Source organism: Pelomonas parva (assembly GCF_043555835.1).
In the GTDB taxonomy this organism is placed as follows: domain Bacteria; phylum Pseudomonadota; class Gammaproteobacteria; order Burkholderiales; family Burkholderiaceae_C; genus Pelomonas; species Pelomonas parva.
This window is the reverse complement of sequence record NZ_JBIGHV010000010.1, coordinates 41,799-56,296: the sequence shown is the minus strand read 5'-3', so window position 1 is coordinate 56,296 and position 14,498 is coordinate 41,799. Positions and strand designations below refer to the sequence as shown.

At 69.0% G+C, this 14,498-nt stretch carries 8 protein-coding genes; all 8 read right to left on the bottom strand.

Annotated features, from left to right (window positions below; genetic code table 11):
* Positions 1-63 precede the first annotated feature (63 nt).
* Complete coding sequence (locus ACG00Y_RS23455) at positions 64-1,482, bottom strand: hypothetical protein (RefSeq protein ID WP_394483125.1); 1,419 nt, start codon at positions 1,480-1,482, stop codon at positions 64-66.
* Positions 1,483-1,518: 36 nt separating this feature from the next.
* Positions 1,519-2,970 (bottom strand): glycoside hydrolase family 27 protein, encoded by a 1,452-nt coding sequence (locus ACG00Y_RS23450; protein ID WP_394483123.1) that lies wholly within the window; start codon positions 2,968-2,970, stop codon positions 1,519-1,521.
* A 7-nt stretch (positions 2,971-2,977) separates the two neighbouring features.
* Entirely contained in the window at positions 2,978-5,161 is a 2,184-nt protein-coding gene (locus ACG00Y_RS23445; protein WP_394483121.1) for a dockerin, read from the bottom strand.
* A 269-nt stretch (positions 5,162-5,430) separates the two neighbouring features.
* Positions 5,431-7,047 (bottom strand): glycoside hydrolase family 43 protein, encoded by a 1,617-nt coding sequence (locus ACG00Y_RS23440; RefSeq protein ID WP_394483120.1) that lies wholly within the window; start codon positions 7,045-7,047, stop codon positions 5,431-5,433.
* A gap of 31 nt (positions 7,048-7,078) precedes the next feature.
* Positions 7,079-8,137, bottom strand: coding sequence for a glycoside hydrolase family 62 protein (locus tag ACG00Y_RS23435; protein WP_394483118.1), 1,059 nt, complete (start codon positions 8,135-8,137; stop codon positions 7,079-7,081).
* Between the two features lie 41 nt (positions 8,138-8,178).
* Positions 8,179-10,089, bottom strand: coding sequence for a glycoside hydrolase family 97 protein (locus ACG00Y_RS23430; protein ID WP_394483116.1), 1,911 nt, complete (start codon positions 10,087-10,089; stop codon positions 8,179-8,181).
* 33 nt (positions 10,090-10,122) lie between these two features.
* Entirely contained in the window at positions 10,123-12,744 is a 2,622-nt protein-coding gene (locus ACG00Y_RS23425; RefSeq protein WP_394483115.1) for a glycoside hydrolase family 31 protein, read from the bottom strand.
* Positions 12,745-12,846: 102 nt separating this feature from the next.
* Positions 12,847-14,487 carry an alpha-L-fucosidase gene (locus ACG00Y_RS23420; protein ID WP_394483113.1) on the bottom strand — a complete coding sequence of 547 codons (1,641 nt, stop codon included), beginning with the start codon at positions 14,485-14,487 and terminating at the stop codon, positions 12,847-12,849.
* Between the last annotated feature and the right edge of the window lie 11 nt (positions 14,488-14,498).

Genomic DNA, 14,498 nt, shown 5'->3' with positions numbered 1-14,498 from the left:
AAAGAGGGTTTCCGGTGCGGGTGGTTGCGATCACGCACAGCATGACCGCCTCAGCGATACCCGTCAGGCGCAACGCACCAAGCGCGCGCCATGCGGCGGCACCGTCAGCACGCGGGTGCCTGCAGGCAAGTCGGCACGTGCCCAGCAGTCGCGACGGGCGTCCGGCAGCCAGGCGGGCAGCGGCAGCTGCCACGGCGCGTCGCCGGTGTTCAGCCATGCCGCCCAGGTGCCTTGCGGGCCGTTGCAGACGAAGCGATGGCCCTGGGCCACCGAGTGCCACTCACGTGCCCCGGGCACGCGCAGCAGCGCCAGCACCTCGGGGTTGGTGACCAGGCGCAGCGTCCAGTCGTCGAGGCGGCGCAGGTCGTTGCCCAGGATCAGCGGGCTGCGTGCGCAGGTCCAGGCGGTGAGCATCAGCAACTGCTCGTCGCGCGTGAAGCGGGTATCGCGCTCGCCATGCTTCGGCGGTTCGCCGTCGTGGTTGCGCAGGCCGATCTTGCCCACCGGCAGCATGTCGGCATCCGGCCAGGCGCCAGCGCGGGCGTGGGGCGCCCACTTGACGAGGTTCACCAGGTTGTCGCGCAGCTGGGGCCAGGTGTCCCAGAAGTCGTTGCAGACCCGCCATTGGTTGGCATGGGCCTGCAGGTGGGCCGACTGATCCAGATGCGAAGGCCCGGGCGACAGGCTCAGCACCATCGGCCGGCCGGTGGCGTCGATGGCGCGGCGGATCAGCTCGACTTCCTTGGCGTGGTAGTTGGGCGCGGCGATGTCGTCGACCTTGACGAAGTCCACGCCCCATTCGGCCAACTGCGCGAACCAGGCGCGGTACCAGTCGAAGGCGCCAGGGTGCTCGGGCTTGACGCCGCACATGTCGGTGTTCCAGGCGCAGGTGGAGTGCGTGTTGGCGACTTCGTTGCAGCGGTACTTACTGCCTGCGATGGGCAGCTCCAGCCCGACCGCCTGGCGCGGGATGCCGCGCATGAGGTGCACACCAAAGCGCAAGCCCATGGCGTGCACCTTCGCGGCCAGCGGCGCAAAGCCGCGGCCGCCGGCAGCGCTGGGGAAGCGGTTGGGCGCAGGCTGCGGCCGGCCGTTGCCGTCCAGCACCAGCGGCGCGAAGTCGCGGTACCACCCCGACGTGGCGCCCGCCTCGTACCACTGGATGTCGACGGTGGCGGTGTCGTAGCCAAAGGGCAGGAAGCGATCGGCCAGGATGCGCGCGTTGTCCAGGTACTCGGCCTCGGTGACGCTGGCACCGAAGGCGTCCCAGCTGTTCCAGCCCATCGGCGGCGTGGCGGCCCAGGCGTGAAAGGGCAGGCCGGGCTCGGGGGCGCTGGCAGCGGCGGTGTTGACTGAAGGGGCGGTGGCGGCTGCCGCCGAGCCGCCGGCCACGGCAGCCAGTCCGGCGCCAGCGACGGTGCGCACGAAGCTGCGGCGGGCGGGTTCATCGGGCAGAGTGCCCGTCGATGTTGTCTTGTTCATGAGCGATGTGGAAATGAGGGCGGTGACTGACACCCGTCAGCGGGCCTTCTTCGTGGTGTCCGCGGCAGCTACGCCGCAGCGCACGAGGCGGGCCCCATGCGGGGGGATGGTGAGCCGGCGTGTGCCGGCCGGGAGGTCCGCGCGTACCCAGCAGTCGCGGCGGGCGTCGGGCAACCACGCGGGCAGTGGCACCTGCCAGGGCTCGTCGCCGGTGTTCAGCCACGCCGCCCAGGTGCCTTGCGGGCCGTTGCAGACGAAGCGATGGCCCTGGGCCACCGAGTGCCACTCGCGCGCCCCTGGCACGCGCAGCAGCGCCAGCACCTCGGGGTTGGTGATCAGGCGCAGCGTCCAGTCGTCGAGGCGGCGCAGGTCGTTGCCCAGGATCAGCGGGCTGCGCGCGCAGGTCCAGGCTGTCATCATCAGCAGCTGTTCGTCGCGCGTGAAGCGGGTGTCGCGCTCGCCGCGCTGGGCCGGTTCGCCGTCGTAGTTGCGCAGGCCGATCTTGCCGACCGGCAGCATGTCGGCGTCGGGCCAGGCACCGGGGCGGGCATGGGGCGCCCACTTGACGAGGTTCACCAGGTTGTCGCGCAGCTGGGGCCAGGTGTCCCAGAAGTCGTTGCAGACCCGCCATTGGTTGGCGTGGGCCTGCAGGTGGGCCGACTGCTCCAGATACGACGGGCCCGGCGACAGGCTCAGCACCATGGGGCGGCCGGTGGCGTCGATGGCGCGGCGGATCATCGCCACTTCCTTGGCGTGGTAGATCGGCGAGGCGATGTCGTCCACCTTGACGAAGTCCACGCCCCAGGCAGCCAGCTGGGCGAACCAGGCGCGGTACCAGTCGAAGGCGCCCGGGTGGTCGGGGTTCACGCCGCACATGTCGGTGTTCCAGGCACAGGTCGAGCCCGGGTTGGCCACCTCGTTGCAGCGGTACTTGCTGCCCGCGATGGGCAGCTCCTGCCCGACCGCCTGGCGCGGAATGCCGCGCATGATGTGCACGCCGAAGCGCAGGCCCATGGCGTGCACCTGCGCGGCCAGCGGCGCGAAACCGCGGCCGCCGGCGGCGCTGGGGAAGCGGTTGGGCGCCGGCTGCGGGCGGCCGTTGCCGTCCAGCACCAGCGGCGCGAAGGCGCGGTAGCCCCAGGGGTTCGCGCCGGCCTCGTACCACTGGATGTCGACGGTGGCGGTGTCGTAGCCAAAGGGCAGCAAGCGCTCGGCGAGGATGCGCGCGTTGTCCAGGTACTCCGCTTCGGTGATGCTGGCACCGAAGGCGTCCCAGCTGTTCCAGCCCATCGGCGGCGTGGGCGCCCAGGCGTGGAAGGGCAGGCCGGGCTCGGGGGCGCTGGCGGCGGGGGTGGTTGCGGAAGGGGCAGCGGCGGCAGCCGCCGACCCGCCAGCCACGGCGGCCAGCCCGGCGCCGGCCACGGTGCGCACGAAGCTGCGGCGGGCGGGTTCATCGGGCAGGAGGCCCGTCGAGGTGGTCTTGTTCATCAGTGATTCAGTTGCTGTACAGCAGGCCGCGACCGGTGCCGCTGACGTAGATGCGGCCAGGGATGTTCTGGTCGGCCGCCATCACGCCGATGCCGCCGAACTGGTGCGCGTCGTCGTTGAAGCGCTGCCAGGTGGCGCCGGCGTCGTCGGAGCGGTAGACGCCCCAGACGCCACCCACCACGCCCACCACATAGACCGCCGCCGAGTGGGCGGCGCCCGGGTTGGGCTTGCCCAGGGCCACCGCCGAGGCGCCCTGCACATGGGCCCATGGGTTGCCGGTGAAGATCGACGCGAAGTGGCTGAGCTTGGTCCAGGTCGCGCCGGAATCGGTCGAGCGGTACACGGCATTGCCGTCGGCCAGCCAGAGCTCGCCCTCGACATTGGGGTTGACCGCCAGCGAGGTGTTCGAGAAATGGTTGGGCGCCAGCTCTGCGGCCACCGAACCGGGGCTCAGCGTGAACGTGCGGCCACCGTCCGTCGACACATAGACCTTGCCTGGCGTGCCCCACCAGTGGCCGCCGGAATCGTAGGCATAGACCTTGTTCGGGTTCTGGCGATCCGCGACCAGGCGGTAGGCGCGCGGGAAGACCGTGTTGACCGCCGGCAGGTTGGTCGGCACCCACGTGGCACCGTTGTCCGAGGTGTACGAGGGCACCGAGTTGCCAGGCGCCCAGACCGCCTTGTTGCGCGCGGTGATGGCGATGCTCGCTTCTCCACTCCGGTTCTCCGCGACGCCCGTCGGGTAGCTGGCGAACTTCGCCCAGGTCTTGCCGCCGTCGCCGGACCACATTCCGAAGCTGGTGCTGTTGCCCAGCACGACACCGATGGTGGCCATGTACTGCGGGTCGGCCCACGCCATGTCGGCGGCGAAGCCGTTGCTCCATTCGGTGCGCGGCGTCAGGGTCGGCTTGGTCGCCAGGTTGGTGTGCACCCAGGTGCCCACGTCGCCCGAACTGTTGATCACCGTGTACGTGGCGCCGGCCGGCGGCGTGGCCAGGCCCAGCACCGCGGTCTCCTCCAGGCCGTCGACCACCTCGTTCCAGCTCGGCGAGGCAGCGGACGCGTTGCGGGTTTCCCAGACGCCGCCGCCATGCACATGCAGCACGCGGTCGGGGTTGAGCGGATCGATCTCGACATCGTCGGGCCAGCCCCAGAAGGCGCCGTCGGCCGGCGTGCGCGGCATGGTGGCCGCGATCTCGCGCCAGGTCTTGCCGCCATCGACGGACCACTGGATGGCCTGCTGGCCGCTGTAGTTGCCCCAGGAGTTGGTGACGCCCAGTGCGATGCGCGTGGTTGCGCCGGTGCCGGAGACGGACAGGCCGCCGAGGCCGAGGCCCGACCCTGTGCCACCGCTGTTCGGGTCCTTCAGCAGGGTCCAGTGGCTGCCGTCGAACTTGTATAGACGGGCGGGGCCGCCGGCGCCCGGGCCGGTGTCCTTGGTGAAGGCCACATAGAAGACGCCGTCTGCGGCGCGCACCATGTGCGGGATGTGATGGCCGGAGACCGGCGTCGCAACTGCCGTCCACGAGGCGCCGCCATCGGTCGACTTGTACAGGTTCGAGGCCAGGCCCGCTGTGATGACGTAGTCCGGCGCGATGGGCGCGTAGATCGTCTGCGTGGCCGTACTGCTGCCCTTGGTGCCGGTGTCGAAGACAACCGTCTCGACGCCCATCGCGCTGTTGATGCCCAGGGCATTGACCTGGTCCTGGGTCAGCTTGGCGCTGGACAGCGACGTGACCTGGGCCCAGGTGAGGCCGGAGTCGGCGCTCTTCCACAGGCCGGCCGTGCGCGTGGCGTAGAACAGCGTCGACGGCTTGTTGGGGTCCACCATCAGGCGCTCACCGATGGCCCGGCCGGGGTTGTTGCCGCCCAGCGGGAAGGGCAGGGCGACGTGGGTCCACTGGTCACCGCGGTTGCTGGAGATGTACAGGCGGCCGTTGCCCTCGGACGTGTACATGCCGGCGGCCATGTAGACGAGCTGGTCGTTGTTCGGATCGACGGCGATGCTTTCGATGCCGTGGAAACGGGCCTCGCCGCCACCGAAGCCGACACCATCGGTGATGGGCAGCCAGGACGACGTGGCCTCGTGCCATCGGTAGGCGCCACCGATGTCGGTGCGTGCATACAGCAGGTTGGGGGTGGTCGGGTGGAAGACCAGGCCGGTGACGTAGCCGCCACCGCCCCATGTCACGCTCGTCCACTTCGCGGCAGGGGATGTCGTCCCACCACTGCCGGCCGCGGGCGGTGGTGGCGGAGGCGGAGGCGTCCCGCCGCCGGACGATGGGGGCGGTGGCGTGTCGCCGCCACCGCCGCCACCGCCGCAACCGGCGGTGATGCTCGCGGCAAGGATGGAAAGGACGAAGGACCGTTTACTGCACTTGTTCATGAGGGAATCCTTGCCCCTTGCGGGGCAACTGGCGCTCCGTGCCTCGACTGCGGCAACCCACTCGCGCACGAAGATCAGCGGGAGCCGCCGGCGGGCTCGACCCGGTAGTAGTCGAAGTCCACCCGCCCGCCGGCGGTCTTGGTCGAGTAGAAGAAGAGTCCGAAGCGATAGCCCATGAAGTGCGGCGCGGTGTAAGCAAGGCGCGACGAACGACCGATGGGCGTCCAGGTCTTGCCATCCGGGCTGTAGGAGAAGCGGGCGACTTCAGGGGCGGGCTGGAACTCCATGTCGACCTTGAGGTGAACGGTCTTGCCAGTCAGCGCAACGGAGGCGATCTCTTCGGGCTTGTCGGCGTCGGCGCTCACCATGACGAGAGACCTGACCCCACCACTCATCCTGACGCCGACAAAACCGTAGTTCTTCTGGAAGGCGCTCAGGCCGGCCCAGTCGCCATCCTTCATGCCGCTCACGTCGATGCGGGTGGTGGCGGAACTGTTCGGGCCGAAGGTGCGCTGGGTGAGGGTGTTGGTGGCCTCGGGCAGCGCGGCGACGACGCGGCTGGTGGACAGGCTCAGGTAGCCCGGGCGTTGCGTGAGCGACCAGTCGCGCGGCACGGGGTTGTGATTCCATTGCCAGGCCAGGGGCAGGTCGGGCTCGCCTGGCCGACGGTCGAATTCGTCGGAGGCGACGATGCCCGAGACGCCGGACACCCCCTGACGGCCGGAGGGGATGTCGAGCGTCATCGGCGCCTTGCCGTCGGTGCCGAGCACGGGCCAGCCATCCTTCCAGGTCACGGGCACGAGGTAGGGGATGCGGCCGACGGCACCGTTGTCCTTGAACAGATAGGCGTACCACTTGCCGTCCGGCGTGTCGATGAGGCCGCCCTGGGCGATGCCGCGGTCGTCGAGCGCGATGCGACTCTCGTAGGGGCCGTCGATGCTGTCGGCGCGGCTGACGATGACGGTGCGCGCCCAGCGGCTGCCGGGCGAGGCGATGTTGAAGAGGTAGTAGCGGCCGTCGACCTTGAGAAGCTGCGAACCTTCGCCATTGAGCCCGCCCAGGTCGGTGCCGAAGACGGTGTTGACGTTCTCGATCAGCACCTTGTTCACACCGCCGGGCTTGATGCCGGAGAGGTCCGGCTTCAGCTCGACGAGCGTGATGCGACCGCCGCCGTAGACCATGTAGACGCGACCGTCGTCGTCGAAGAACAGGCTGTGGTCATGCAGCGCGGGCTCGAAGCTTGTCTCCTTCCACGGGCCCCGCTCCGGATCGCGCGTGCTGTAGATGTGGGTCCGTCCGCTGGTGTAGGCGAATGTCGACGCGTAGAACACGCCGTTGTGGTGACGCAGGCTGCTGGCCCAGGAGCCGGCACCGTAGGCGTTCTTGCCGTTCTCCAGCCGCATGGCGTCGTTGTCGGCCAGGTTCTGATGGGCGTAGGACGCCATGCGCCAGTTCACCAGGTCCGTCGAGGTCATGATCGGCAGGCCCGGGCTCATGTGCATCGTCGTGCTGCTCATGTAGTAGGTCTTGCCGACGCGGATGACCGCGATGTCCGGCACGTCGGCCCAGATCAGCGGGTTGTGGGCAAGGGCCGTCTGTGCCTCCGGTGCGGCCTGCACGGCGGGAGCCGCGAGGCAAGCGACGCAGGTGAGCACGACGGCCCGCAGGAGGAAAGGGATCTTGGCGGTCATGGGGTGTCGAGCCTTGCGGCAGGGCGGACGATCACTTCTTGCACAGCGCGCTGATGGCGTTGGGGCCGGTGGCGGTGATCACGCCCAGGCGGTAGGGCAGCTCGATGTAGTCGTAGTTCTTGCCCTTTTCCATGTCCAGGCCTTGGTAGAGGAACTGCAGCGGCTTGCAGGGGTCGATGCTTAGCGTCTGGTCGATGCCGTCGCGGATCAGCTCGCCATGGGACACGCCCTCGGACCAGATGCGGCCGTTGAACTTGACGTTGTCGGTGCCAGCGAACAGGTTCATCGGCGCGCCGGGAACGGGGTGCCAGGCGCCATCCAGGCGATCCGCTGTCCAGGCGCGGAAATACCTGCCCTTGGGTCCGATCGCCTCGATCAGCGTCAGGTACTGGTTGGTGCCGGTGATCTTGTAGGTGTTGCTCGCCTCGAACACGTCGTCACGCTTCGCATCCATGACGACGACGGGTTCGGAGAAGCCCTGAGGGAACTGCGCCAGCGTCGTCTCGCCGCGGTAGAAGCGGCCGTTGTCGCCGGTGAAGAAGAGATAGCACTTCTTGTCGTCGCAGATGTTCCAAAAATCGAGCCAAGCTGCATCGCCATTGGCTTTTTTGACGCTTGCCGGCACGGCCGAGTAGAAGGGCTTCGGCGCGGTCCACGACATCGGGTCGGCGATGTTGCTGGTGGTGGAGTACAGCGGGTCGCCACCCTGGTAGATCAGGTACCAGAGCTTTTGCGGCGCAAAGTAGTAGACCTGGGGTGCAGCGCGGTAGCCAGGCCCGATGGGCGACTTGTCGAGCATGAACTGAGGCGCCTTGGGGGCTTCCTCCCAGGTCGCAAAGCTCGTGTAGGCCATGCCCCAGCCGCTCTTCGCGGCCGTGGTCATGAAGACGTGATAGCGGCCGTCGTGGTAGACGATGGTCGGGTCCTTGACGCCAAAGATGCCCTTGGGGTCGGCCGGCGGCCTGACCAGGGGCTCGCTGGATTTCCATTCAAAGGCGATGGCCGGTGTCGTGGCCGTGCTCGCAACACCAGCCACGAGGGTTGCGGTGAGGACGGAGAGAGCGGTGCGTTGTTTGCTGTACTTTTTCATGACGGATAACGGGGTTGGGTTGGTTGAAAGGGGGGCGCCGATCACGGGAGAGGCAGCGGCTCCAGCACGACGGCAGCGCCGCCCGCTGTGGCCAGGGACAGGCTCAGCACGTCCTCGCGGGTCACCTTGCGCTGCGTGCGGCGCAGTTCGCGCACGACCTCGCCGTCCTGCCAGATCGTGGCGCGCCAGGTGCCGGGTGGCAGGAAGCCGAGTGAAACCTTTTGCGTGCGGGCCTGGTCGCCGGTCATCGCGCCGAGGTACCAGGTCTTGCCCTGGCGGCGCGCCAGCACGATGTCCTGCCCCGGCTCGCCGGAGATGAAGCGGGTCTCGTCCCAGGCCGTGGGCACGCGCTTGATGAAGTCGAACCCCGGCTCGCCCCTGTAGCTCGAGGGGTCGTCGGAGACCATCTGCAGCGGGCTGTCGTAGACGACATACATGGCCAGCGCCTGGCCGCGGGTCGTCTGCGTCTGCGGCATCAGTTCGCGGACCTCGAAGCCCTGCGGCGTCGCATTGCGGAAGCCCCCGGGCGTGTAGTCGATCGGCCCCACCAGCATGCGTGTGTACGGCAGGGTCAGGTTGTGCTGCGGGGTGATGCGTCGGTCCATCTTGTTCCACTCGGCGCCCAGCACGCCCTCCTGCGTGATGTAGTTGGGGTAGGTGCGTTGCAGGCCGGCGGGCACGTAGGCGCCGTGCAGGTCCAGCAGCAGCTTGCGTTTGGCGGTGGCCGCGGCGATGCGCTCGTAGAAGTCCACCACCTGCTGGTCGTCACGGTTCATGAAGTCGACCTTGACGCCCTTGATGCCCCAGCGCACGTAGGTGTCCAGCACCTCGTCCATGCGCGCGTCCACATGCACCCAGTGTGCCCACAGCAGCAGGCCCACGCCCTTGGCCTCGGCGTAGCGCGCAAGTTCGGCCATGTCGATGCCCTTCGCCGGGCGGGTGATGTCGGTCTCGGGGTGGGCGTCGCAGCAGCCGCTCGGGCCCCAGGCCCAGTTGACGTCGATCAGGTAGTAGGGGAAGCCGGACTCGGCGGCGAAGTCGATGAAGCGCTTGTAGGCGCCCATGTCGGCCTTCATGCCCACCAGCGGGCCGGACCACCAGTCCCACGCCGCCTTGCCGGGCTTGACCCAGCTGAAGTCACCCTGGGGCGCCGGGTTGAGGTTGCCGACGAGGTGCGACTCGATGAGCTTGCCGGCCTGGTCGGCCAGCATGACGGCGCGCCAGGCGGTCGTCAGGCCAGCCGTCGAGACGAAGGCCGGGCCGGCGCGCCCCGGCACGCCGGACAGGTGCAGGCGCAGCGCGTTGCCCTCCTGCCGCAGCGAGGCGCCGGTGTAGCCCTTTAGGTGGGCCTGCGTGATGGCGTAGTGGGTGCGGCCGGACGGCGTGGCGCAGACCACCGGCACGTCGTAGGCGACGCCTGGCTTCAGCTGCGAGACGCGCAGGCGCTCGAACGACTGCTCGTGCGAGCCATCCGAGGGCGTGACCAGGCACGACGGGTCGCCGGCCGGCACGAAGGCCGTGCGTTCGCCGCGCAGTTTCACCGGGCCGGTGTCTTCCAGGCGGTAGCGGAAGGCGACGCCGTCGTCGTAGGCGCGGGCATCGATGAAGAGGCGGCGGCCTGCGCCCGCCTCGCGGAAGGTGAGGGTCGCGCCGCGGTAGTGGTCGCGCGCCGTGGCCGCCTTCGTGGCGACGAGGGGAATGACGCGGTCTTCTGCGACGTCCTGGCGCGATTCCAGCGTCAATGCGCCGAGGGGCTGGCCATCCAGCTCCAGCCCCAGCGGGGAGGGCGCGATGACGGCTTCGCCGCGGCGGCTGATGCTGAACTGGCTGCCGTTGTCGGCGATGCGCAGTTCGACGCGGCCGTCGGGAGATGCGATGACGGCGTCGGCCGCCTGGGCGCCCGAGGCGGCCAAGGCGAGCGCGGCGATGGCGAGGTGAGTGGTGGTCTTCATGGATGCGTGAGCCGGGTTGGTCTTGGAGAGCGTTCAGCCCAGGCGTATTTCGACGGCGCGGCCGGTGTAGACCAGCTCGCGCAACGGTGTGGACTGCAGCGCCGACCCGCCGTCGCCGAGGCGGTGGATGCGCAGGCGCTTGGTCGTGCGCATGCCGGCGAAGCGCCCGCTGCGCGCCGCCAGCCGCAGCACGCCGCGCTTGTCGTCCCAGGTCATGCGGATCGCGCTGAAGCCACCCTTCTCGTAGGCATAGTCCAGGCCGCCGTCCTCGTAGAGGTCGAAGGCGCCGTCGGCGCCGGGCACGACGTAGAGGTCGAGCACCTCACCGGTGGCCTCGGCGGTGGACTGCAGCACCGGCCCGAGCGGCAGGATGCTGCCCGAGCGCAGGTGCACGGGCATGCGCTCCAACGGCGACGCCACGTCATGCGTGCGGCCACCGGCGCGCCGTTCACCCGTCCAGAAATCGACCCAGCCGCCGGCGGACTGCGGCAGGTAAACGGGCCAGCTTGCAACGTCCGGCGCCGTCACCGGCGCCACATGCAGCGCGCGGCCGAACATATAGCTGTGCGCTTGGTCCAGGGCCTGCTGGTCCTGCGGGAAGTCGAACACCAGCGGGCGCATGATCGGTGCGCCTTTCGCATGGACCTCGTGGGCCAGGCTGTAGAGATAGGGCAGCAGCTGATAGCGCAGCTCGAGATACTGGCGCGCCACCGTCTCCACCGTGTCGCCGTAGCGCCAGAACTCGGTGTTGGTCATGTAGCCATGCACGCGCTGCAGCGGCAGGAAGGTGGCGTACTGGAACCAGCGGATCAGGCGCTCGTGGTAGGCCTTATCGGTGTACTGACCGTCGCCCGGGCGGAAGAAGCCGCCGGCGTCGACCGTCCAGTAGGCATAGCCGGCGGCGGCCATGTTCAGGCCTGCGGGGATCTGCCGCTTGAGCGTGTCCCAGTCGTTGCCGATGTCGCCCGACCAGGTGGCTGCCGCATGGCGTTGCTGCCCGGGGAAGGCCGAGCGCGTCATGATCATCACGCGCCGGTCAGGCGCCGCCTGGCGCTGGCCTTCGTAAACGGTACGCGTCACGTACCACGGGTAGGCCAGGCGCACGCGCTCACCGCGGCCTGCGGCCGTGCGCCGGCCCACCAGGTCGTCGTTCTCGGGCTCCGTCGCGTCCTGCCACCAGGCATCGATGCCGAGCTTGAGCAGGCGTTCGCGCTGGTTGTTCCAGTAGAAGGCGGCGGCCTTGGGGTCGAAGAAGTCGATCCAGTCGGTCTGGTCGATGTAGTGACCGCCGGCTGCGGTGGTGCGGCCCAGCTCGGTGTCGCGCGCGATCTTGGCCCACACCGACAGCATGAGCCGCCCGTTCAAGCCGTGCACCTCGCGCACCAGCGCTGCCGGGTCGGGGTAGTGGGCCTCGTCGAAGCGCATGGCGTTCCAGCCGTGGCGGCCCCAGTACTGCCAGTCCTGCACCATCACGTCGACGGGCAGCTTGCGGCGGCGGAATTCGCGCAGCGTGTCGACGATCTCCTGCGACGAACGGAAGCGTTCGCGGCAGTGGATGTAGCCATAGGCCCAGCGCGGCATCATGGGCGCGGCGCCGGAGATCTCGCGATAGCCCTCGAAGACCTCGTCCGCGCTGGGGCCGGCGATGACGACGTAGTCGATGGCATCGGCCACCGGGGAGCGCCACGTCGTGCTGGCGTGCACGGCGCCAAAGCGCAGGGAGGGGGAGTCGCCGTCGTCGGCGTGGACGCGTACGTGATGCTCGCCCGCCGGCAGCTCCACGACAAAGCCGACCGTCGGCGGCAGCCAGTGGTTCACCATCTCGACACAGGACTTGCCGTCGATCTCCACGGAGTGGCGCGAACCCATGGCGCGGCCGACGTCGAGGAGGAACGCGAAACGGCCGGCCGTTCTCGTCTCGAACGTGCCTTCAAAGCGCTTCAGGTTGCGCACGACCTGCGCATTGCCCGTGGTCGTCGTCACATCCACGACTTCGGACTTGCTTTCGACGTTGGCACGGGTCAGCGCCACCCGCTGCTCGGGCATGTTCAGCTCGACCATGCCGTTGTTGTGCCAGAGCAAGCCATAGCCGCGGCTGGACAGCATGAACGGCAGACTGATCTGCGAGTTCACCTGCGTCAGGCGGCGCGGGAAGCCGCGCAGGTCCATGGCCCCGTCCTGGAAGCAGCCGGTGCCGTAGAGCCGCTCGCCGACGGGGGACTCGAACGCCTGCTCGGCGATGAACACGGGCTCGTCACCCAGCCGCGACGGCGTCAGCCGCCGGGTGCCAGGCGCTTCACTGAGCAGCAAGGCGCCGTTGCGGTCGAAGAAGCGCAGCGCGCCGGTCTCGTGGTTCACCTCGCAGCGGATGGCCGGCAGCTCCAGGCGGGTCGCGTCGGCACGCGACGTCTGCTTCATGAGGGGCTTGGCACGCCCGGGCAGCAGCGCGAGGCTGGGCGGCGGCGCCTGCATCGGGGTCTGCGGCGGCAGGAAGCGCACGCGCAACGCCCGGTCGCAGAGCGCGCTGATCCGCAGCGTGCCCTGGGGCGTCGTCAGCACCCATTCCGGGGCTAACGATGCCTGCGCGCGGCGGGCCGCGGCGCTCCCAGGCGCCGCGTTGCCGGCGGCGGCGTTCGCAACGGTGGAGGTAGCCATCGCGGCCGTTGCTGCCGCAGCGCCCAGTGGGGTGGCGGCAGCGGCGAGGGCGGCCCGCAACGCCTCGCGTCGGGAGAGGGTGCGTTTGCTATCCATGCGTGCTTACGCCAGGCCGTTTCCGCGAACCTTCAACGCCACGGCCGGCGTGCCGGCCAGGCCTTCGGGCAGCTTGACCTCCAGCCCCTGCGGGGTGCGCTTGAACGGCAGGCTGTCGGTGGAACCCACGGCTTCGACGCGTTCGATCATGCTCGGCGCCAGCGCCGAGTCCTGCGCCAGCGCGGCGATGCGCATGACACCGTTCTTGGGCCAGGCCAGCCCGATGGCGTACAGCGCGCCGGCCTTGGTGGTGAAGCGGATGTCCTGGTCGGTGAAGCCCTTGACTTGGTTCTCGCTGAACATGCCGCTACCGATCTGCGTCGGCCCCTCGCCGAAGCTGCGCCACGGGCGGGTGCCATGGATGGCCTCGCCGTTGCGGCCCATCCATGCGGCGAGCCCGTCCAGCACCTTGCGCTCGTCGGCGTCGATCGTGCCGTCGCCGCGCAGCGGGATGGACAGCAGCAGGTTGCCGTTCTTGGAGACGATGTCGACGAGGCGGTGGACGACGCTGGCCGCCGACTTGTAGTGATGGCCTTCGAGGAAGTGGCGGTTGTAGTGCCAGTCGCCGATGCAGGTGTCGGTCTGCCAGGGCAGGGGCTCGATGCCGGCGCGCTGGCCGCGTTCGACGTCCTCGACGAGGCCCGCACGCCTTTCATGCGGGAGTTCCTTGGCGTTGAGAACGGCCTCCAGCTTGCCGCCGTGCCAGGCCATGCTGGCGTTGTAGAAGTGCGCGGCGATGTCCAGGCCGGTCTGACCCAGTGGCAGGCCGAAGTTGTCGAAGTAGACGAGATCGGGCCGGTAGCTGTCGATCAGGTCACGGCAGCGCAGGAACCATTGGCGCGTGAACGCCGGGTTTTGCGCGGGGGGGTTCTCGTTCCAGATGCGGTCGTTGCGCTCATGCCATTCGGCGGCGGCGGCTGCGGTGGTGATGCCGTCGGGCCTCACCATGTTGCGGCCGGTGTAGAGGTCCTGCGGGTCCAGGCCTTCCCACCACTTGCCCTTGCCGTCGGCCTTGGTCAGGTTGAAGGCGTCGTAGCGTTGGCCGGCCCGCGGGCCTTCCGCGTCGTAGGCATAGGCCGGCTGCATCCAGTGCCAGGCGTGCGACGAGTGGTTGCTGACACCGAAGCGCAGCCCCCTGGCACGGGCGGCCTTTGCCCAGGTGCCGACGATGTCCCTCTTCGGGCCGACGCGCACCGAGTTCCACGGGTGATATTTCGAGTCGTAGGCGTCGAAGTTGTCATGGTGGTTGGCGAGCGAGACGAAGTACTTCGCGCCGGCCTTGGCGTACAAGTCCATCAGCGCTTCGGGGTCCCAGTTCTCCGCCTTCCAGCGGTTGTTCATCTCCATAAAGCCGACCTTGGTCGGGTGACCGTAGTTCTTGACATGGTGGTCGTATTGCCCGCTGCCCTGGATGTACATGTGGCGGGCATACCAGTCGCCCGCCTCGGGCACGCACTGCGCGCTCCAGTGCGCCCAGATGCCGAACTTGGCGTCGCGGAACCAGTCGGGCGTGCGGTAGCCGCCGATGAGGGAATCCCACGTGGGCTTGAAGGGAGAGGGCGCGGCTTGCGCAACCGGCAGGCCGGCGGCGCCCATCGTGGCGGCCGTCGCCTGCAGCAGCGAGCGGCGGGAGAGTTTCGGTGTCATGGCGTGCTTTC